This window comes from Streptomyces tuirus (genome assembly GCF_014701095.1).
Classification (GTDB): domain Bacteria; phylum Actinomycetota; class Actinomycetes; order Streptomycetales; family Streptomycetaceae; genus Streptomyces; species Streptomyces tuirus.
Genome location: NZ_AP023439.1, coordinates 5,638,390 through 5,658,093, shown reverse-complemented (window position 1 = coordinate 5,658,093; position 19,704 = coordinate 5,638,390). Strand labels below are relative to the sequence as shown.

The 19,704-nt window shown below is 70.9% G+C and carries 20 protein-coding genes; 9 read left to right on the top strand and 11 right to left on the bottom strand.

What is annotated here, in order from left to right:
• Nucleotides 1–264: 264 nt before the first annotated feature.
• The 4 genes from IGS69_RS26035 to miaA form a co-directional block, all read right to left on the bottom strand.
• On the bottom strand, nt 265–2,472 hold the full coding sequence (locus tag IGS69_RS26035) for a RelA/SpoT family protein (protein ID WP_190902909.1): 2,208 nt from the start codon (nt 2,470–2,472) through the stop codon (nt 265–267).
• A gap of 296 nt (nt 2,473–2,768) precedes the next feature.
• Nucleotides 2,769–3,641 (bottom strand): diaminopimelate epimerase, encoded by an 873-nt coding sequence (gene dapF, locus IGS69_RS26030; protein ID WP_190902908.1) that lies wholly within the window; start codon nt 3,639–3,641, stop codon nt 2,769–2,771.
• Nucleotides 3,642–3,707: 66 nt separating this feature from the next.
• The gene (locus IGS69_RS26025; RefSeq protein ID WP_190904644.1) at nt 3,708–4,220 is read right to left on the bottom strand and encodes a hypothetical protein; all 513 of its coding nucleotides are present in this window, start codon (nt 4,218–4,220) and stop codon (nt 3,708–3,710) included.
• 108 nt (nt 4,221–4,328) lie between these two features.
• Nucleotides 4,329–5,267 carry a tRNA (adenosine(37)-N6)-dimethylallyltransferase MiaA gene (gene miaA / locus IGS69_RS26020; RefSeq protein WP_190902907.1) on the bottom strand — a complete coding sequence of 313 codons (939 nt, stop codon included), beginning with the start codon at nt 5,265–5,267 and terminating at the stop codon, nt 4,329–4,331.
• A gap of 182 nt (nt 5,268–5,449) precedes the next feature.
• On the opposite strand from miaA, the gene IGS69_RS26015 reads away from it, so the two are divergent.
• Nucleotides 5,450–5,737 (top strand): hypothetical protein, encoded by a 288-nt coding sequence (locus tag IGS69_RS26015; RefSeq protein ID WP_190902906.1) that lies wholly within the window; start codon nt 5,450–5,452, stop codon nt 5,735–5,737.
• Nucleotides 5,738–5,763: 26 nt separating this feature from the next.
• A complete protein-coding gene (locus tag IGS69_RS26010) occupies nt 5,764–6,135 on the top strand; it encodes an antitoxin (RefSeq protein ID WP_190902905.1) in 372 nt (123 codons plus the stop codon).
• A gap of 177 nt (nt 6,136–6,312) precedes the next feature.
• Here the strand turns inward: IGS69_RS26010 and IGS69_RS26005 are convergent, their stop codons facing one another.
• The 4 genes from IGS69_RS26005 to IGS69_RS25990 all read right to left on the bottom strand — a co-directional run bounded on the left by IGS69_RS26005 (nt 6,313) and on the right by IGS69_RS25990 (nt 10,284).
• The gene (locus tag IGS69_RS26005; RefSeq protein WP_190902904.1) at nt 6,313–7,026 is read right to left on the bottom strand and encodes a class III extradiol dioxygenase subunit B-like domain-containing protein; all 714 of its coding nucleotides are present in this window, start codon (nt 7,024–7,026) and stop codon (nt 6,313–6,315) included.
• Nucleotides 7,027–7,087: 61 nt separating this feature from the next.
• Entirely contained in the window at nt 7,088–8,602 is a 1,515-nt protein-coding gene (miaB, locus tag IGS69_RS26000; RefSeq protein WP_190902903.1) for a tRNA (N6-isopentenyl adenosine(37)-C2)-methylthiotransferase MiaB, read from the bottom strand.
• A 63-nt stretch (nt 8,603–8,665) separates the two neighbouring features.
• Complete coding sequence (locus IGS69_RS25995) at nt 8,666–9,319, bottom strand: response regulator (protein WP_190902902.1); 654 nt, start codon at nt 9,317–9,319, stop codon at nt 8,666–8,668.
• Nucleotides 9,319–10,284 carry a sensor histidine kinase gene (locus IGS69_RS25990; protein ID WP_190902901.1) on the bottom strand — a complete coding sequence of 322 codons (966 nt, stop codon included), beginning with the start codon at nt 10,282–10,284 and terminating at the stop codon, nt 9,319–9,321. The genes IGS69_RS25995 and IGS69_RS25990 overlap by 1 nt, the downstream gene beginning before the upstream one ends.
• A 287-nt stretch (nt 10,285–10,571) precedes the next feature.
• On the opposite strand from IGS69_RS25990, the gene IGS69_RS25985 reads away from it, so the two are divergent.
• Together IGS69_RS25985 and IGS69_RS25980 are read left to right on the top strand one after the other, a co-directional pair.
• Nucleotides 10,572–11,057, top strand: a complete 486-nt coding sequence (locus IGS69_RS25985) for a cation:proton antiporter regulatory subunit (RefSeq protein WP_031103500.1) — start codon at nt 10,572–10,574, stop codon at nt 11,055–11,057.
• A 4-nt stretch (nt 11,058–11,061) separates the two neighbouring features.
• Nucleotides 11,062–12,279: a cation:proton antiporter gene (locus IGS69_RS25980; protein WP_190902900.1), complete on the top strand. Its 1,218-nt coding sequence runs from the start codon at nt 11,062–11,064 to the stop codon at nt 12,277–12,279.
• A gap of 81 nt (nt 12,280–12,360) precedes the next feature.
• Here the strand turns inward: IGS69_RS25980 and IGS69_RS25975 are convergent, their stop codons facing one another.
• Nucleotides 12,361–12,768, bottom strand: a complete 408-nt coding sequence (locus IGS69_RS25975; protein ID WP_190902899.1) for a pyrophosphohydrolase domain-containing protein — start codon at nt 12,766–12,768, stop codon at nt 12,361–12,363.
• A gap of 97 nt (nt 12,769–12,865) precedes the next feature.
• Here IGS69_RS25975 and IGS69_RS25970 point away from each other — a divergent pair, with 97 nt between their 5' ends.
• Complete coding sequence (locus IGS69_RS25970; RefSeq protein ID WP_190902898.1) at nt 12,866–13,867, top strand: TAXI family TRAP transporter solute-binding subunit; 1,002 nt, start codon at nt 12,866–12,868, stop codon at nt 13,865–13,867.
• 65 nt (nt 13,868–13,932) lie between these two features.
• On the opposite strand, the gene IGS69_RS25965 is transcribed toward IGS69_RS25970, so the two are convergent.
• Nucleotides 13,933–15,339, bottom strand: a complete 1,407-nt coding sequence (locus tag IGS69_RS25965) for a sensor histidine kinase (RefSeq protein WP_190902897.1) — start codon at nt 15,337–15,339, stop codon at nt 13,933–13,935.
• A 9-nt stretch (nt 15,340–15,348) separates the two neighbouring features.
• Nucleotides 15,349–16,035: a response regulator transcription factor gene (locus tag IGS69_RS25960; protein ID WP_031103505.1), complete on the bottom strand. Its 687-nt coding sequence runs from the start codon at nt 16,033–16,035 to the stop codon at nt 15,349–15,351.
• A 289-nt stretch (nt 16,036–16,324) separates the two neighbouring features.
• Between IGS69_RS25960 and IGS69_RS25955 the strand changes: the two genes are divergently transcribed.
• From IGS69_RS25955 to IGS69_RS25940, 4 genes are all read left to right on the top strand, one after another.
• A complete protein-coding gene (locus IGS69_RS25955) occupies nt 16,325–17,101 on the top strand; it encodes an amino acid ABC transporter ATP-binding protein (RefSeq protein WP_097221293.1) in 777 nt (258 codons plus the stop codon).
• An 84-nt stretch (nt 17,102–17,185) separates the two neighbouring features.
• A complete protein-coding gene (locus IGS69_RS25950) occupies nt 17,186–18,028 on the top strand; it encodes a glutamate ABC transporter substrate-binding protein (protein ID WP_190902896.1) in 843 nt (280 codons plus the stop codon).
• 87 nt (nt 18,029–18,115) lie between these two features.
• On the top strand, nt 18,116–18,781 hold the full coding sequence (locus tag IGS69_RS25945; protein ID WP_190902895.1) for an amino acid ABC transporter permease: 666 nt from the start codon (nt 18,116–18,118) through the stop codon (nt 18,779–18,781).
• Entirely contained in the window at nt 18,778–19,671 is an 894-nt protein-coding gene (locus IGS69_RS25940) for an amino acid ABC transporter permease (protein ID WP_190902894.1), read from the top strand. Before IGS69_RS25945 ends, IGS69_RS25940 begins: the two co-directional genes overlap by 4 nt.
• Nucleotides 19,672–19,704: the final 33 nt, after the last annotated feature.

Genomic DNA, 19,704 nt, shown 5'->3' with positions numbered 1-19,704 from the left:
GCCGCGGGGACGGCGCGCTTTCGTCCCACCCGAACCGGGGACCGGAGCCTGCGCCGGGTGCCGACCCGGCTGCGGCTGAGGCCGCCGGGACTGGGCGCTCCACCGCCCCAGGGCCTCCCCGCGAACCCGGCGAGCCCGGCGAACCCGGCAGGGCCGTGCCAGCCGTGCGGGGCGAACCCGGCAGGGCCATACGCAGCCCCCGGTCGGTCAGCCGTCCTTCGGCTCCCCCGGCCGGTCACCCGCCCTGCGGCTTCCCCTGGCCGGTCACCCGCCCTGCGGCTGCGGCTGGGCCCGGCTGACGTCGTACACCCCGGCCACATTGCGCATCGCGCGCATCAGGGCGGGCAGGTGACCGGCGTCCGGGAGCTGCACGGTGTAGGTGTGCCGCACCTGCTGCTGGGTCGGGGGCTCGACGGTCGCCGAGACGATCTCGGCACCCTCGGAGGCCATGGCCTCGGTGAGGTCGGCCAGCAGATGGGGCCGGACGAACGATTCGGCGACCAGCGTGACCCGGCATTCACCGGTCTCCCCCCAGCGCACGCCGACCTCCGCGCGCCCCCCGTCCTTCATGCGCGCGACCGCGGCGCACTCCACGCGGTGCACGGTGACCGCTCCTCCGCGTACCGCGAAACCGGTGATCTCGTCGGGCGGTACGGGCGTACAGCAGCGGGCGAGCCGGACGGTCGCGCCGGGCAGGTCTGCGAGGACATGGCCCGTGCCGGGGCGGTCGGCGAGGACATGACCGGTGCCGGGGCGGTCGGCGGGCTGCTCCGGGGCCGCGTCCGGGTCGGGCACGCCGACGGGCCGCAAGGCCGGGCGGTCCCCGGCGGACCGCGCCTCGTTCTGCTGCTGGGACTCCGCCTGCGCCGGATGGGCGGTCAGCCACCGCTGGATGGCGATCCGGGCCGCGGGCGTGTGGGCGTGCTCGAGCCACTCCCGGGAGGGCTCCGACGCCGGGTCCTGGCCCATGAGGAGCTGTACGGTGTCGCCGTCCTTCAGGACGGTGCTCAGCGTCGCCAGGCGGCCGTTGACCCGAGCCCCGATACAGGCGTGCGCGTCCTCGCCGTACTGCGCGTACGCGGCGTCCACGCAGGTGGCGCCCTCGGGCAGGCCGAGGGTGCCGCCGTCGGGCCGGAAGACGGTGATCTCGCGGTCCTGGGCGAGGTCCTCGCGCAGGGTCGACCAGAAGTGGTCGGGGTCGGGTGCCGCCTCCTGCCAGTCGAGGAGCCGGGAGAGCCAGCCGGGGCGGGTGGGGTCGACGCGCTCGCCGTCGGCCGGGTCCTCGGGGGCCGGTGCGTACGGGTTGCCGAGGGCGATGACACCGGCCTCGGCGACCTTGTGCATCTGGTGCGTGCGGATCAGGACCTCGACGACCTGGCCGTCCTCGCGCGCCACGGCCGTGTGCAGCGACTGGTACAGGTTGAACTTCGGTACGGCGATGAAGTCCTTGAACTCCGAGACCACCGGCTTCATACAGGTGTGCAGCTCGCCCAGGACGCCGTAGCAGTCGGCGTCCTCGTTCACCAGCACCAGGACACGGCCGAAATCGGAGCCGCGCAGCCGGCCGCGTTTGCGGGAGACGCGGTGCACCGAGACGAAGTGCCGGGGTCTGATGAGGACTTCGGCCGTGATGTCCGCCTCGCGCAGGACACCGCGCACCTCGTCGGCGACCTCGGCAAGCGGGTCGTCCGCGCGGGCCGCGTTGCGGACGATCAGCTCCCTGGTGTGCGCGTACTCCTCGGGATGCAGGATCGCGAAGACGAGGTCTTCCAGTTCGGTCTTGAGCGCCTGGACGCCGAGCCGTTCGGCGAGCGGGATGAGCACGTCACGTGTCACCTTGGCGATGCGCTCCTGTTTCTCGGGGCGCATGACGCCGAGGGTGCGCATGTTGTGCAGACGGTCGGCGAGTTTGATCGACATGACACGGACGTCGTTGCCGGTGGCGACGAGCATCTTGCGGAACGTCTCGGGCTCGGCGGCGGCGCCGTAGTCGACCTTCTCCAGTTTGGTGACGCCGTCGACGAGGTAGCGGACCTCCTCGCCGAACTGGTCGCGTACCTGGTCGAGCGTCACGTCCGTGTCCTCGACGGTGTCGTGCAGCAGGGACGCGGTCAAGGTCGTGGTCTCGGCACCGAGTTCGGCGAGGATCAGGGTCACCGCGAGCGGGTGCGTGATGTACGGCTCGCCGCTCTTGCGCATCTGGCCGCGGTGCGAGGACTCGGCCAGGACGTAGGCGTGGCGCAGGGGTTCGAGGTCCGCGTCGGGGTGGTGGGCGCGGTGGGCCTCGACGACATGGCTGATGGCGTCGGGCAGCCGGCCGCGGGCGGTGGGGCCCAGCAGGGCGGCGCGGCCGAGGCGGCGCAGGTCGATCCGGGGGCGGGCCTTTCTGCGGGGGGCTGTCGGCGTCACCTGTCCTGACACCGCGCCCGGCATCGGGCCTGGGGTCACGGAATTCGTGGCCTCCGCACTCATGGGCACCTCCGGCTGCGTCAACCGGCGGACGGGTGCCCCAGAGCGGACACGGCTCAGGGAGCGGCTTCGGTCCCCCGTCCGGGCCGGTGCTTGATGCTACCGAGCCCACCACGCCCGACTGGCCGCCTCTCGCCGAGCGTGAAACTGATCACCCATTCGAGGGATGAATGTGAGGTTTGTACCCTCCTACGCCACCACTCTTACAACGTGATTCCCGCCAAGTGGCCGGATATCAACGGTGGTTTAGGGTCGGGTGGCCGAAGCCGGGCGGATCTTTCAGGACGACCCGCTGCCGCTCACGCGGAGGTGGCGGCTTCCAGCCAGTCCGCGTCGATCTCGCCCTCGGCCACGATCACGGCCGGGCCGGTCATCTCGATCTCGCCGTCGGGCCGCTCGGTGATCACCAGGGTGCCGCCCGGGACGTCCACGGTGTAGGTCGCGGGGGTGCCCGTGGCCGTCGGGTCGGCGCCGTCGCGGCGGGCGGCGGCCACGGCGACCGCGCACGCGCCGGTGCCGCACGAGCGGGTCTCACCGGAGCCGCGCTCGTGCACGCGCAGCGCGACGTGCCCGGGGCCGCGGTCGACCACGAACTCCACGTTCACACCGTCCGGGTAGGCGGCGGCCGGGCTGAAGGGCGGCGGGGAGAGCAGATCACCGGCGTGCGAGAGATCGTCCACGAAGGCGACCGCGTGCGGGTTGCCCATGTTGACGTTCCGCGCGGGCCAGCTGCGCTCGCCGACACTCACCGTGACGTCGCCTTCTGGGAGCACCGCCCGGCCCATGCCCACGGTGACGTCACCGTCCTTGGCGATGTGCACGGTCTTCACGCCCCCGCGGGTGGCGACCGTGAGGTCCCCCTCGGTCACGTAACCGGCGCGCTGGAGGTAGCGCGCGAACACCCGTACGCCGTTGCCGCACATCTCCGCGACCGAGCCGTCGCCGTTGCGGTAGTCCATGAACCACTCCGCCTCCGCCGCCATGTCCCCGGCCTCCGGGTGGGCGGCGGACCGCACGACGTGCAGCAGCCCGTCACCGCCGATGCCGGCGCGGCGGTCACACAGGGCGGCGACGGCGGCCGGGGGCAGGTCGATGGCGTTCTCGGGGTCCGGGACGATCACGAAGTCGTTCTCGGTGCCGTGCCCCTTGAGGAAGGCGATCCGCGTGCTCATGCCTCGATCGTAACGGGGCACGCGTCCGCTACCGGAGCCGTGCCAACCGGAAACGGGGCCCGCGTCCTACCGGAGCCGTGCCACCCGCCACACGGCGAGGACCACCACGACGGCCACGACCAGGGCGTACGCCAGGGCGACCCGCCAGTCGGGTCTGCGGCCCGAGCCGCGGGCCGGCAGGCCCGGCCAGGTGTAGCCCACGCGACGGGCGGCCATCATGCCCCAGCCGGCCGCACAGGAGCAGATCAGCAGGCCCAGCATGGCGATGACGGCCCCGCTGTCGCCGAAGTCGAAGGCGAGCGGGAAGGCGAACATCAGGGAGCCGAGTGCCGCGAGGCCCACGATGGGAGCCAGCTGCCAGATGCGGAGCCGGCGCTGCGGGCGCAGTTCGACCTCGACCTCGTCGGCGAACATCTCGCCGGGCTCGGGGCCGTCGTCCGTCACACCCTGCGTCTCGTCGGGCCCGTCGGAGCTGAGGTGGTCCGTCTCCTGCTCCGGTGCGTCCCCGTGCCCCGCCCCATCCCGCTCGGCGGTGATGTGATCGGTGCTTCGTGCGGTGTCGCGAGGGCCGGCCTCCATCGCCACGCGCCCTCCCAACTAGGACTCAACTCGGTCGATCGAAGCTCGATGATGGCACGCCGCCGAAGGACCGGATGACGGCCTGGGCGTCCCGATGCCATGACGTGATCAGGCTGTAACCGGTCGTTCGACCAAGGACAGCGCGAGCTGCGGAAGTTCCGTGCGATCGGCCGCCGCCCCACTCAACCAGTGCACCCGTGGATCGCGCCTGAACCATGAATCCTGGCGGCGCGCGAAGCGCTTGGTGGCACGCACGGTCTCGGTCCGCGCTTCCTCGAGGGTGCACTCCCCGGCGAGCGCCGCGAGCACCTGCTGGTAGCCGAGCGCGCGCGAGGCCGTACGCCCTTCACGCAACCCCTGCGCCTGAAGTGCGCTCACCTCGTCCACGAGGCCGGCGTCCCACATCCGGTCGACCCGGCGCGCGATGCGCTCGTCCAGCTCGGGGCGGGCCACGTCGACCCCGATCTGGAGGGTGTCGTAGACCGAGTCGTGGCCGGGGAGGTTGGCCGTGAAGGGCCGGCCGGTGATCTCGATCACCTCCAGGGCGCGGACGACCCGGCGGCCGTTGCTCGGCAGGATCGCGCGGGCGGCCTCGGGGTCGGCGGCGGCCAGGCGGGCGTGCAGCGCTCCGGAGCCGCGCAGCGTGAGCTCCTCCTCCAGGCGGGCGCGGACCTCTGGGTCGGTGCCGGGGAACTCCAGGTTGTCGACAGCCCCGCGCACATACAGTCCCGAGCCGCCGACCAGGATCGGCCAGCGGCCCTCGGCGAGCAGCGCCTCGATGCGCTCCCGGGCCAGACGCTGGTACTCGGCGACGGACGCCGTGACGGTCACGTCCCAGATGTCCAGCAGATGGTGGGGGACGCCGCCGCGCTCCTCGGGCGTCAGCTTGGCGGTGCCGATGTCCATCCCTCGGTAGAGCTGCATGGAATCGGCGTTGACGACTTCACCGCCGAGACGCTGAGCCAGGAATACGCCCAGATCGGACTTTCCGGCCGCAGTTGGTCCGACGACGGCGATGACGCGGGGGGCGGGGAGTGCACTGCTCACCGCCCCAGTCTCGCAAACCTCGACCACCGGTCTCGAACGAGTTACGTGACGCGACGGCCGCGGGGTCGTTGCCCGTTGCGAGGTTCCTGCCGCCGGATCGCGGAGGCGGCGGCCCGGGCCGCGCAAATTGACGCACCGGGCAACGCGGGATTTCGCCCGCACGAGTAACGTATGGAGTGGATATGGGCGTTTTTGCACGACTTCTCCGGCGGTCGAAGGCCACGGCGGAGACGCCTGCGGCCGAGGCTCAGACCGACACAGCGAAGGCCGGGCCCGGGACGGAGGCGGCCGAGGCCGCGGAGACGAAGGGCACCGACGGAGCGGAGGAAGCGGCGGAGCCGACTGCCGAGGCCACCACCGAGGCTTCCAAGTCCACCGAGTCCGGCGAGTCCGAGGCTGTCGACATCCCCAAGCAGCAATCCACCGAGAAGGCGGCAGACAACGAGGCCGGCGAGGGCGCCCGTACCTGACCGCCCTGCGCGAGGGAAGGTGAGCCATGGGTCTCATGGACAACGTGAAAGCCAAGCTGGGCCCGGCCAAGGGCAAGGTCTCGGACCTCGCACAGCGGCACGAGGGCAAGATCCATCACGGTCTCGACAAGGCCGCGCAGGCCGTCGACAAGACGACCAAGGGCAAGTACAGCGACAGGATCCAGTCGGGCACGGGCCGGGCCAAGGGCGCCATGGACCGACTCACCCACCATGGCGACACCGCACCGGACCCGGGCGGCACGACGGCGTCCGGCACGGACGCCACGACGACACCCGGCCCGGACCGCACGACACCGCCGCCCGGCACCGGACGGACGGCTCCGCCGCGGGACACGGGCGGCACTCCGCCTCCGGAGGCACCACCGCCCACCTCCTGAGCGCGCATCGGCGCAGCAGATTCCGTGCACCCAGCAACGGTTCTCTGCGCACATCGGCACACTGAGGCACATCGTCGGACGGCCGCGGAGCACCCAGCTCCCGGCCGTCCGCCGTTCCCACTCCCTGCCGCCCGGTCCACGACCACACGGTCGCTTCCCGCGCTCCGCCGCCCCGCTCTACGACCAGGCGGCGACGACGTACCCCACGCCGTAGGGCGCGTCCTCGTACAGCAGGGAGCCGCCGAGGTCCGCGCCGTCGGCCGCCCCCGCCAGGACTTGCCAGGGGGCCCTGCCGGAGACCTTCAGCTCGTGTGCCAGTCCCGTGTCCAGCGTGGTGAGGGCCGCCAGGTCGGCCGCGCCGAGCGCGCGTGCGACCTCCGCGTCGAAGGGCGCCGCCCGTTCGTCCAGATAGCCCGGGGCCTTGACCGTCCGGCACGCGCTCGCGTCGCCCATCACCAGCAGGGCGACCCGCTCGTCCCGGGCAGCGACGTCCCTTCCGGTCCGCGCGCACAGCTCGGGCGGGCACGACTCCCCCACGCCGAGACCCTCGACCGGGGCGTCGGACCACCCGGTCCGCTCCAGCAGCCAGGCCGCGACTGCCAGCGCGTACGGCAGCCGCTGTGCGGTGTCCGGGCCCTCGGCCGCTCCCAGCCGTACGTCGAGGTCGACGCCGAAGCCCCGGAAGGACCCCGCCGTCCCCTCCGGGTACGCCTCGGCCCCGGCTCCGTCCACCGGTCCGACGACCACGAGCCGACCGGGCCGGGCGGCGGCGAGCACCCCCAGCGCGTCCGTGCACGCGGCCCGCGCGGCGTCCAGTTCCGTGGCGGCGCCCGCGGCGACCTCGGGGACCAGCAGGGGCGGGCAGGGGCAGACAGCGGCGGCGACAAGCATGATCGGCAGGGTAGCTCTCAGGAGCGGGAGCCGCCGCCACCGCTCGGGGCGGCGGCCCGGCTCAGTCGCAGCCGCACCCGCTCGCCACGGCGGGCATGGGCTCGGGCGCGCCGATCTTGGGCAGGCCCAGCATCACGCCTACGGGCTTGGCCTTCTCGGCCGCGTTGCGCTTCTCCCAGGCGTCGCCCGCGCGCGTGCGGCGCACGTCCAGCACGGGGCCCTCGGCGAGGAGGTGGTGCGGGGCGGCGTAGGTGATCTCGACCGTGACCACGTCGCCGGGGCGGACCTCCTGGTCCGGCTTGGTGAAGTGGACGAGGCGGCTGTCGGGGGCGCGGCCGGAGAGGCGGTGGGTGGTGTCGTCCTTGCGGCCCTCGCCCTCGGCGACCATCAGCTCCAGCGTGCGGCCGACCTGCTTCTTGTTCTCCTCCCAGGAGATCTCCTCCTGGAGGGCGACGAGCCGCTCGTAGCGCTCCTGGACGACCTTCTTGGGAATCTGGCCGTCCATGTCGGCGGCCGGGGTGCCGGGCCGCTTGGAGTACTGGAAGGTGAAGGCCTGGGCGAAGCGGGCCTCGCGCACCACGTGCAGCGTCTGCTCGAAGTCCTCCTCGGTCTCGCCGGGGAAGCCCACGATGATGTCCGTGCTGATCGCGGCGTGCGGGATGGCGGCGCGGACCTTCTCGATGATGCCGAGGAAGCGGTCCTGGCGGTAGGAGCGGCGCATCGCCTTCAGGACCGGGTCCGAGCCGGACTGTAGCGGCATGTGCAGCTGCGGCATCACGTTCGGCGTCTCGGCCATGGCGGCGATGACGTCGTCGGTGAAGTCCCGCGGGTGCGGGGAGGTGAAGCGGACGCGCTCCAGGCCGTCGATCGTCCCGCAGGCGCGCAGCAGCTTGCTGAAGGCCTCACGGTCGCCGATGTCGGAGCCGTAGGCGTTGACGTTCTGCCCGAGCAGCGTGATCTCGGAGACGCCCTCGGCGACCAGGGCCTCGATCTCGGCGAGGATGTCGCCGGGACGGCGGTCCTTCTCCTTGCCGCGCAGGGCCGGGACGATGCAGAAGGTGCAGGTGTTGTTGCAGCCGACGGAGATGGAGACCCAGGCGGCGTAGGCGCTCTCGCGGCGGGTGGGCAGGGTCGAGGGGAACGCCTCCAGCGACTCGGCGATCTCGACCTGCGCCTCCTCCTGCACGCGGGCGCGCTCCAGCAGGACCGGCAGTTTGCCGATGTTGTGCGTGCCGAAGACGACGTCCACCCAGGGCGCCCTCTTCACGATGGTGTCGCGGTCCTTCTGGGCGAGGCAGCCGCCGACCGCGATCTGCATGCCGGGGCGGCTCGCCTTCTTCGGGGCGAGGTGGCCGAGGTTGCCGTACAGCTTGTTGTCGGCGTTCTCCCGCACGGCGCAGGTGTTGAAGACGACGACGTCCGCCTCGTCGGCGCCCTCGGGGGCACGGACGTAGCCCGCGTCCTCCAGCAGTCCGGACAATCGCTCGGAGTCGTGGACGTTCATCTGGCACCCGTAGGTGCGTACCTCGTATGTGCGTGTGCCGCCCACTGACTGGCTCCGGTCGATGCTGCTCATGGGGACAAGGGTAGGCGCTCGGCGAAAGTGGCTCGGCCGCCTGTGGACAACCTCCGCCCGGGCTCAGGGTTCGATGAGTCCGGCCCTGATCGCATAGCGGGTCAGCTCCAGGCGGTCGCGCATGCCGAGTTTCTGCAGCAGGTTGGCGCGGTGGCGTTCGACCGTCTTGGCGCTGATGAAGAGGAGTTCGCCGATCTCCTTCGAGGTGTGGCCCTCGGCGACCAGCTTGAGGATCTCCTCCTCGCGTTCGGTGATGGCCCGCTCCGGCAGGCCGTCGCCACGGTGCAGCCGCTCCAGGTAGGAGCGGACCAGGGCGCGTTCGGCGCCCGGGTAGATGAACGGCTCGTCGCGCACGGCCGCCCGGCAGGCCTCCACCAGGTCGCGGTCGGCGACGGACTTGAGGACGTAGCCGCTGGCCCCGGCCCTGAGCGCCTCGAAGAAGTACTCCTCGTTGTCGTACATGGTCAGGATGAGGATGTGCAGGTCGGGCAGCCGGCGGGAGAGCTCCCGCGCGGCCTGGAGGCCGGTCATGCGGGGCATGGCCACGTCCAGGACGGCCAGGTCCACCGGGGTCTCCCGGGCCTTGGCGACGGCCTCGGCGCCGTCCCCGGCCTCGGCCACCACCGTGAGGTCGGGCTCCCCGTCGAGGATGAGGCGCACACCCCGGCGCACGAGGGTGTGGTCGTCGGCGAGCAGCACGCGGATCGGTGTGGGCATCAGCGGGGTCCTTCGGTCACTGGTTCGCGCACGGCGACCGGTACGCGCAGCCGTACGTCGGTGCCCCCGCCCGGCGCTGTCTCCAGGGCCAGGGCTGCGCCGACGAGCAGCGCGCGTTCGCGCATGCCGGTGAGACCGGCGCCCTCGGGAGCGCCGCCGAGGCCCGAGCCGTTGTCGCGTACGAGGAGTTCGACGCCGTCGGGGACCGCCTGGAGGCGGAGTTCGGCACGGTCGGCGGCGGCGTGCCGGGCGGTGTTGGTCAGGCCCTCCTGGGCGACCCGGTAGACGACCAGTTCCGCTTCGGGGGTCAGGGCGGGGAGCTCGCCGGTGACGTGGTGACGCACGGTCAGCCCGTGGGTCGTGAACTCGCCGGCGAGTGAGCGCAGGGCGCTGGCCAGCCCGAGCTCCTCCAGCACACCGGGGCGCAGCCGGCGGGCGATCCGGCGGATCTCGTCCAGGCCGGCCCGGGTCGCCTCCTGCGCCTGGCCCACCTCCTCGCGAAGGTCCTCCGGCGCCAGATCCGCGACGCGCTTGAGCTGGAGGAGGACGGCGGTCAGGGTCTGCCCGACCTCGTCGTGGAGCTCCCGGGCGATCCGGTGGCGTTCGCTCTCCTGCGCGGACAGCGCCCGGGCGGCGCCCGTGGCGCGCTCGGCCTCCAGCCGGTCGAGCATCGTGTTGTACGTCGTGATCAGCCCGGCCGTCTCCGCCGGTCCCGCGACCACCGGCCGGGAGCCCGGACGCAGCAGGTCGGCGGTGGCCATGGCCCGGTCCAGCCGTTGCAGGGGCACCAGGCCGAACCGCAGCACGAGCGCGTTGCCGGCGAGCAGCAGTACGAGGCCGCCTAGCAGGACGAGGGCCTCGCCCACGAGGACGGGCGTGGACACGGTGACCGGGCCGAGCAGCAGCGCCGTGGCCACGACCAGGCCGGCGGCGTTGAGCGAGAAGATCCGCCAGAACAACGACACGCTCCTGGATCCGCTCCTTCCCGCCTTCGCGCAGTGCACCGCCCCGTCCACCCTCTCCGGCGACCGGCCACTGCGTATATCCGTCACGACACCCATGTCGTCACCGTACGGCTGGATGGGACCATGCGGACGTGACCCGTCCGATGATCGGTACGGCTCATCAGACCGACAAAGCGCGACCACGTACGAAAGCGTCCGACTACGCGCGACCACCGTGCGACCACGTGCGACCACGTGCGACCACGTGCGACAAAAACACCGAACCAGACGAAACAAGGGGAAGCAACGTGTCAGCTCCGCGCCTGAGGGCGACGCCACTACCGGGTATCGGGGTCCAGTACGACCTGGAGACCCGGGAGCACCGCCATCTGTCGGTGGTGGCGCACCGCGACGGCACGCGCACGGTGAACGTGTACCGGTCAGACGATCCCGACTCCTGCGCCCAGTCCCTGAAGCTGACCAGCTCGGAGGCGGGATCGCTGATCGACGCGCTGAAGCCGTCCCACCACAGCCCGAGCCTGCTGTACACCACGGACCTGGGGCTGGTCGCCGAGCGGATCGAGGTGGCCGCGACCTCGCGCTGGAACGGGCGGGTGCTGGGCGACATGCGGATGCGTACGGAGACGGGCGCGTCGGTGGTGGCCGTGCTGCGCCGGGCCGAGGCCATCCCGTCGCCCGCGCCGGACTTCCGGCTGGCGGGCGGTGACACGCTGATCGTCGTCGGGACCCGCGAGGGCGTCGACGCGGCCGCGACCATACTCGGGCGGGAGTGAGCCGTTGCACTCCGCGGTTCTGCTCATCGAGTTCGGTTCCATCATTCTCGGCCTCGGCCTGCTCGGCCGGTTCGCCGCCCGGTTCCGGCTCTCCCCGATACCCCTGTACCTCCTGGCCGGTCTGGCCTTCGGAGAGGGCGGTCTGCTGCCGCTGGGCGCGAGCGAGGAGTTCGTCGCCACGGGCGCGGAGATCGGCGTCATCCTGCTGCTGCTGATGCTGGGCCTGGAGTACACGGCGAGCGATCTGGTCTCCAACCTCAAGACCCACTACCCGTCCGGTCTGGTCGACTGCGCCCTCAACGCGCTGCCCGGGGCGGCCGTGGCGCTGCTGCTCGGCTGGGGCCCGGTGGCCGCCGTCGTGCTGGCCGGAGTCACTTGGATCTCGTCCTCCGGCGTGATCGCGAAGGTGCTGGGCGATCTGGGCCGGGTCGGCAACCGGGAGACGCCGGTGATCCTCAGCGTGCTGGTGCTGGAGGATCTGGCGATGGCGGTGTACCTGCCCATCGTCACCGCGCTGGTGGCGGGGGTCGGCCTGATGGCCGGGAGCGTGACCCTGGCGATCGCGCTGGGCGCGGCCGGGCTCGTACTGTTCCTGGCCGTGCGCTACGGCAGGCTCATCTCGCGGTTCGTATCCAGCGACGACCCGGAGAAGCTGCTGCTGGTCGTGCTGGGTCTGACGATCCTGGTCGCGGGCGTCGCACAGCAGCTCCAGGTGTCGGCGGCGGTCGGGGCCTTCCTGGTGGGCATCGCGCTGTCGGGTGAGGTCGCGGAGGGTGCCCACACCCTGCTGAGCCCGCTGCGCGACCTGTTCGCGGCGGTCTTCTTCGTCTTCTTCGGACTGCACACCGACCCGTCGAGCATCCCGCCCGTGCTGCTGCCCGCCCTCGGGCTGGCCGTCCTCACCGCGCTGACGAAGATCGCCACCGGGTACTGGGCGGCCCGGCGCGCAGGGATCTCCGTCAAGGGCCGCTGGCGGGCGGGCGGCGCGCTGGTGGCGCGCGGCGAGTTCTCGATCGTCATCGCCGGTCTGGCGGTCTCGGCCGGTATCGAACCGTCCCTCGGCCCCCTGGCCACGGCCTACGTCCTGATCCTGGTGGTGCTGGGCCCGCTCACCGCGCGCTACACCGAGCCGGTGGCGAGCTGGTGGGATCGGCGCCGCGAGCCCCGTCGGCCGGAGCCGGCGCCCCGGGCGGCCGAGGCCGAGGCGCCGGTCGCCGACTGAGGAGGGCGGGCCGGGCGGCGCGCGTCCGAAGCCCCGAACCGGGGCCCCCGGGGACGTCCGGGGCCCCCGGGCGGTACCGGGTCAGGCGCTCCCGCCCGGCGCCCACCCCTGTTTGCGCAGCACCCCCGGCACGTCCGGCGCCTCGTAGTGCTCCCCCTTGAGGACCTTGCCGTCCGCACGGCGGGAGACCGAGCCGTCGGGGCCGATCTTCGTCATGTTGGAGCGGTGGACCTCGGCGAGCACCGCGTCCAGGTCGATGCCGTGCACCAGGGCGGTGCCGTAGGCGACGTAGACCACGTCCGCCAGCTCGTGCGCGAGCCGGTCGAGCGGGCCGCGCACCGACACCTCCGCCACCTCGGCGGCCTCCTCGGCGAGAAGCTCGCCCCGGTGAGCGGCGAGTTCCGGGGAGACCTCCGTCGGCGTACTGCGGGCGTCCAGGCCGAAGGCGCGGTGGAATTCACGGACCAGGTCGGCGGGCGAAGAGCTCATGCGGGCGACTGTAGTGGCGGCCACTGACACTCCCCCGCCCTCACCCTGTGACCCCTGCCCTGGTCAGAGGGGCACCCCGGCTGGCAGGATCGCCCGCATGTCCAGAACGCTCCCCCGTATCGGCAGGCGCGGGGCCCTGCAGGGCGGCACCGCCGCCCTCGTGGTCCTCGGCCTGCTGCTGTGGTGGCTGCGCCCCTGGGCCGAGGAGCCGCCGAGCGGGACCATCACGTTCAGCACGGGCACCCGCGCCGGGGTCTACCACGAGTACGGGGAACTCCTGCGGACCGAGATCGACAAGGACATGCCCGATCTCAAGGTGCGGCTGCTGACCAGCGCCGGCTCACAGGAGAACGTCGCCGACGTGGCGACCGGCGAGGCCGATTTCGCCATCGCCGCGGCCGACGCGATCGCCACGTACAAGCTCGGCAACGCCCCGGGCGCCGACCGGCTGCGCGGCCTCGCCCGCCTCTACGACGACTACGTCCAGCTCGTCGTACCGCCGGACTCGGACATCCGTTCCGTCTCCGACCTGCGGGGCAAGCGCGTGGCCATAGGGCTGCCCAACTCCGGCGTACGGCTGATAGCCAACGGTGTGCTCAGGGCAGCCGGCATCGACCCGGAGAAGGACATCCAGCCGTCCTCGGACGGCATCGACACCGGGCCCAAGCGGCTGGGGCACGGCCTCGACGCGTTCTTCTGGTCGGGCGGGCTGCCCACGGACGGACTGAGCCGGCCGGCCAGGAAGTCGGCATCGGCCTTCCGGTTCGTGCCCATCGACGCCCGGCTCGTGGCCAAGCTCCACGACCAGGGCGGCGCCACCCGCTACTACCGTGCCACCAAGATGCCGGAGTCCGCCTACCCCACCATCCAGCGCGGTCACGCGGTGCCGACCCTGGCGGTGTCCAACGTGCTGCTCACCCGCAGCGACATGGACCCGCGGCTCACCGAGTGGCTGACACGCACCGTGCTCGACAGCCGGGACCTCATCGGTGCGACCGTCCACTCCGCCCAGCTCGTCGACGTCCGCACGGCGATCTACACCGACCCGCTGCAACTGCACGCCGGCGCCCAGCGCTACTACCAGTCGGTCAAGCCGTAGCGCTCCGGCCCTCAGCCGGCTGTCATCAAGCCGCGGCGCCGCGGCCTTCACGCGGTCGCCTGCCGTCAAGCGGTCGGTGCCGACCTCGGCACCGCCACCGTGACCTTCAGCCCGTGCGGCTCGTGACGGTCGTAGGCGATCGAACCGCCGCCCGCCGCGAGCAGCGCCCGCGATATGGACAGCCCCAGGCCGGAGCCCTTGATGTTCTGGTGCCGGCCGCTGCGCCAGAAGCGGTCGCCGACGCGGGCCAGCTCCTCGTCCGTGAGACCCGGGCCCTGGTCGGTGACGACGACGGTGGAGGTGTCTCCGTGAGAGTCGACGGTCACCTCGACGGTCCGGTCCTCGGGCGTGAACTTCACCGCGTTGTCGATGACCGCGTCCAGCGCGCTGGACAGCGCGACCGGGTCGGCCCACGCGGTCGTCGGCGGGCAGTCCCCCACCAGGCGCACGCCCTTGGCCTCGGCGGTCGGGGCCCATGCCGCGAGGCGTTCCGCGGCGAGCTCGCCGATGTCGGTGATCTTCAGATCCGCCTCGGTGTGCTCGGCCAGCGCCAGGTCGAGCAGGTCGTCCAGGACCTGCGCGAGGCGCTTGCCCTCGGCCTGGACCGAGGCGATCTCCTTGTTGCCCTCGGGCAGCTCGAAGGAGAGCAGCTCGATGCGCAGCAGCAGCGCCGCGAGGGGGTTGCGCAGCTGGTGCGAGGCGTCGGCGACGAAGGCGCGCTGCTGCTCCAGCACATCCTCGACGTTGTCTGCCATCTCGTTGAACGACCGGGCCAGACGCTGGAGCTCCGGCGGCCCCCCGGCGGCGGCCACCCGTGACTTGAGCCGCCCGGTGGCGATGTCATGGGTGGTGGCGTCCAGCACCCGTACGGGCTTGAGCACCCAGCCGGTCAGCCGCAGGGCGGCACCGACGGCCAGCAGCATCGCGGCGAACTCGCCCGCGCCGATGACCAGCCAGCCGTGCAGTGTGCGGGAGCGCAGCTGCCCGGTGGGCGAGTCGGTGACGACGACCGCGACGACGTCCCCGTCCCGGATGACCGGCGAGGCGACCACGAGGTTGCGGCGCTGCCAGGGCCACACCTGCTGCGGGTCGTGGCTGCGGCGGCTGAGCAGCGCCTCGTCGAACGCGTCCCGTACCTCGCCCTCCTTGGGCAGCGACCACTTCACCGGGGCGTGGGCCATGGCGCTGCCGCTGCGGTAGAAGACCCCGGACCGGATGCCGTAGACGTCGTAGTAGCTGGTCAGCTCGCTGCTGAGGGTGGCTAGGCGCTCGTTCTCGAACGCGCCCTCGGTCCCGTCGGGCGAGTCGGTGACGAACTGGGCGAGGGCGGCGAAGCGCGCCGTGTCGTCGATCCGGTCCACGACGACCTTCTGCTGCTGCGCCCCGGCGAGGCTCACGGCGAGCGGGACGCCGAGCGCGAGCAGTACGGCCGCCATCAGGATGATGAGCAGCGGGAGCAGACGAGTGCGCACCCGGCCCCGCTATCCGGCAGGCGCGACGAGCCGGTACCCGACTCCGCGTACGGTCTCGATGAGGGCCGGCATGCGCAGCTTGGCGCGCAAGGACGCCACATGCACCTCAAGGGTCCGTCCGGTCCCCTCCCAGCTGGTCTGCCACACCTCACTGATGATCTGCTCCCGCCGGAAGACCACCCCGGGCCGCTGCGCGAGCAGGGCCAGCAGGTCGAACTCCTTGCGGGTCAGCTGGATCACCGAGCCGTCCACGCTGACCCGGCGGTTGGGCAGCTCGATGTGCACCGGGCCGAGCCGCAGCTCGGTCTCGATGCCGCTGGAGGTGTCCTCGTGGGAGGTGCGCCGGCTCACGGCGTGGATCCGGGCGAGCAGCTCCCCGGTGTCGTAGGGCTTCACCACGTAGTCGTCGGCGCCGAGGTTGAGACCGTGGATGCGGGAGCGCACGTCGGAGCGGGCGGTCACCATGATCACCGGGGTGCTGGTCCGCTTGCGGATCTTGCCGCAGACCTCGTATCCGTCCTGGTCGGGCAGGCCGAGGTCCAGGAGGACGACACCGAAGCAGTCGCTCTCGGGAACGAGGGCCTGGAGGGCCTCCTCACCGCTGCGCGCGTGCGTGACGTCGAACCCGTGCCGCGCCAGAACCGCCGACAGGGCGGCGGCGACGTGGTTGTCGTCCTCGACGAGCAGCAGTCTCATCCGGGCCCCCTTCGGTTCACTGGCCGTACGATCTAGGTGTGTACAAAAAGCGTGCACGCGCGCGCGTGCACCTTGTGCAGTCACGCTGATGGATGAGGACGGCGTCAAGAGGGTTCCGGTTGCGGAGCGCTTCCGTTACCCGGCCGATATGAGCGCTGCTCATAAGTGCTACGACACGTGTCCGATTGCTATCGGATCGTGATGCTCAGATTCCCCTCAGATGTAATGACGCAGGTCGTAGAGGGTAACTACTGTCCTCCGAAACCGAGGAGGACGGAGCCTGAGAGCGATGACCGAAGTATCGGTGGCCAAGGAAGATGTGGCCGCGACCGGAGAACTGGTCGTCCTGAAGAGCGTCAACAAGCACTTCGGCGCGTTGCACGTACTCCAGGACATCGACCTGACGATCGCCCGCGGTGAAGTCGTCGTGGTCATCGGGCCCTCCGGGTCCGGCAAGTCCACCCTGTGCCGCACCATCAACCGCCTGGAGACGACCGACTCCGGCACGATCACGATCGACGGCAAGCCCCTGCCCGCCGAGGGCAAGGAGCTGGCCAAGCTCCGCGCCGATGTCGGCATGGTCTTCCAGTCCTTCAACCTCTTCGCGCACAAAACCGTGCTCGAGAACGTGATGCTCGGCCAGATCAAGGTCCGCAAGAAGGACAAGAAGGCGGCCGAGGAGCGCGCCCGCGCCCTGCTCGACCGGGTCGGTGTGGGTGCGCAGGCCGAGAAGTACCCGGCGCAGCTCTCCGGCGGCCAGCAGCAGCGCGTCGCGATCGCCCGGGCGCTGGCCATGGAGCCGAAGGTGATGCTCTTCGACGAGCCGACCTCCGCGCTCGACCCCGAGATGATCAACGAGGTGCTGGAGGTCATGCAGCAGCTCGCCCGCGACGGCATGACCATGATCGTCGTCACCCACGAGATGGGTTTCGCACGATCGGCCGCAAACCGCGTGGTGTTCATGGCAGACGGCCGAATCGTCGAGGAGGCTGCGCCCGACCAGTTCTTCAGCAATCCGCGCAGCGACCGTGCCAAGGACTTCCTGTCGAAGATCCTGCACCACTGACCGCGCGGGTCGCGCTTCGACGCGCCCCTGTGTCGCCCACCCACTGAAGGCCCGCATCTCTTCACCAGCCAAAGGATGTTCACCATGAAGCTCCGCAAGGTCACCGCCGCCTCGGCCACCGTCTTCGCTCTCGCCCTCACCGCCACCGCGTGCGGCGGCGACAACAGCTCGGGCGGCGACTCCGGCTCCGACGGCGGCGGCAAGACGATCACGGTCGGCATCAAGTTCGACCAGCCCGGCCTCGGCCAGAAGACGCCGCAGGGTTACGCCGGCTTCGACGTCGACGTCGCCACGTACGTCGCGAAGAAGCTCGGTTACAACGCGGACCAGATCGAGTGGAAGGAAGCGAAGAGCGCCGACCGCGAGACCATGCTCCAGCGTGGTGACGTCGACTTCATCGCGGCGACCTACTCGATCACCCCCGAGCGCCAGGAGAAGGTCGACTTCGCCGGTCCTTACCTGCTGGCTCACCAGGATGTTCTGGTTCGCGCGGACGACAACTCGATCAAGTCGCCCGCGGACCTGAACAACAAGAAGCTGTGTTCGGTGACCGGCTCGACCTCGGCGCAGAACGTCAAGGAGAAGCTGGCTCCCAAGGCCGACCTTCAGCAGTACCCGACGTACTCGGCCTGCCTGAGCGGTCTGCAGAACGAGGCGATCGACGCGCTGACCACGGACGACTCGATCCTCGCCGGTTACGCCGCCCAGTCGCAGTTCAAGGGCAAGTTCAAGCTCGGCGGCTTCAAGATGACCAACGAGAACTACGGCATCGGCGTCAAGAAGGGCAGCGACCTCAAGGCCGACATCAACAAGGCCCTCGAGGCCATGGTCGCCGACGGCGCCTGGCAGAAGGCCGTGGACAAGAACCTCGGTCCGGCGAACTACAAGAACGAGCCCGCGCCGAAGATCGGCGACATCAAGAGCTGACGCAACGGCTGAGGCAAAGCCTGACGGGTGCGCCGCCCTCCGGGGCGGCGCACCGGGGCATCCCTATACGCGGAAGCGCGGGAGATCGTGTTCGACTTTCTGAGTGATTACGACATCCTGGGAGCCTTCTGGACGACCGTGCAGCTCGCCCTGCTCTCGGCCGTCGGCTCCCTGATCTGGGGCACCCTGCTGGCCGCCATGCGCGTCGGTCCGGTGCCGCTGATGCGCGGTTTCGGGACTGCGTACGTGAATATCGTGCGGAACATCCCGCTGACCGTGATCATCTTGTTCGCCTCACTGGGGCTCTACCAGACTTTGGGAGTCAGCCTCGGGGCCGACAGGTCGGACACGGCCAACTTCCGGCTCGCCGTGCTCGGCCTGATCGTCTACACCTCCGCCTTCGTATGTGAGGCGCTGCGCTCCGGCATCAACACGGTGCCGGTCGGTCAGGCGGAGGCGGCCCGCGCCATCGGCCTGAGTTTCTCGCAGGTGCTGCGGCTGGTCGTGCTCCCTCAGGCGTTCCGCTCGGCGGTGGGTCCGCTGACGAACGTCCTGATCGCGCTGACGAAGAACACCACAGTGGCTGCGGCGATCGGTGTGGCGGAAGCGGCATTGCTGATGAAGGAGATGATCGAGAACGAAGCGCAACTGCTGCTCATCTCGGCGATCTTCGCCTTCGGATTCGTGTGCCTGACGCTGCCGACCGGTCTGATCCTCGGCTGGGTGGGCAAGAAGGTGGCGGTGAAGCGATGAGTTCCGTTCTCTACGACGCGCAGGGCCCCCGAGCCAAGCGGCGCAACGTGCTGCTCACCATTGCCTTCCTGGCGGCCTTCGCAGCAGTGCTGTGGTGGGTGTACAGCACCCTGAAGGAGAAGGGCCAGCTGGAGTGGGTTCTGTGGGAGCCCTTCTTCACCAGCTCGGAGCCCTGGTCGACGTACATCTGGCCTGGCCTGCAGAACACGCTGAAGGCCGCGGGCCTCGCCGTGATCATCGCCATGCCTCTCGGTGCGGTCTTCGGTATCGCCCGACTGTCGGACCACGCGTGGATCCGGGTGCCGGCCGGGGTCGTGGTCGAGTTCTTCCGGGCCATCCCCGTGCTGATCCTGATGATCTTCGGGCTCGCCCTGTTCGCCGAGTACACGAACGTCTCGTCCGACGACCGTCCGCTCTACGCGGTCGTCACTGGACTGGTGCTGTACAACGCCTCGGTCCTCGCCGAGATCGTCCGTGCGGGCATCCTGTCCCTGCCCAAGGGCCAGTCCGAGGCAGCCATGGCGGTCGGCCTGCGCAAGGGTCAGGTCATGCGGCTCATCCTGTTGCCGCAGGCGGTCACCGCGATGCTGCCGGCGATCGTCAGCCAGCTCGTCGTCATCGTGAAGGACACCGCCCTCGGTGGTGCCGTCCTGACCTACTCCGAACTGCTCGCCTCGGCGAACACGATGAGCGGCTACTACGGCGCGAACGTCCTCGCCAGCTTCACGGTCGTGGCCGTCATCTTCATCGCGCTCAACTTCGCTCTCACCTCGTTCGCGAGCTGGCTGGAGCGCCGGCTGCGGCAGGCGAAGAAGTCGACGGGTGCGGTCGTGGGCGTGGACGACCTGGCGACCGGAAACACTCAGACCGGGGGCGGGGCCGGCACCTGACACTCGTTCACCTCACGTGACACACTCAGGGGC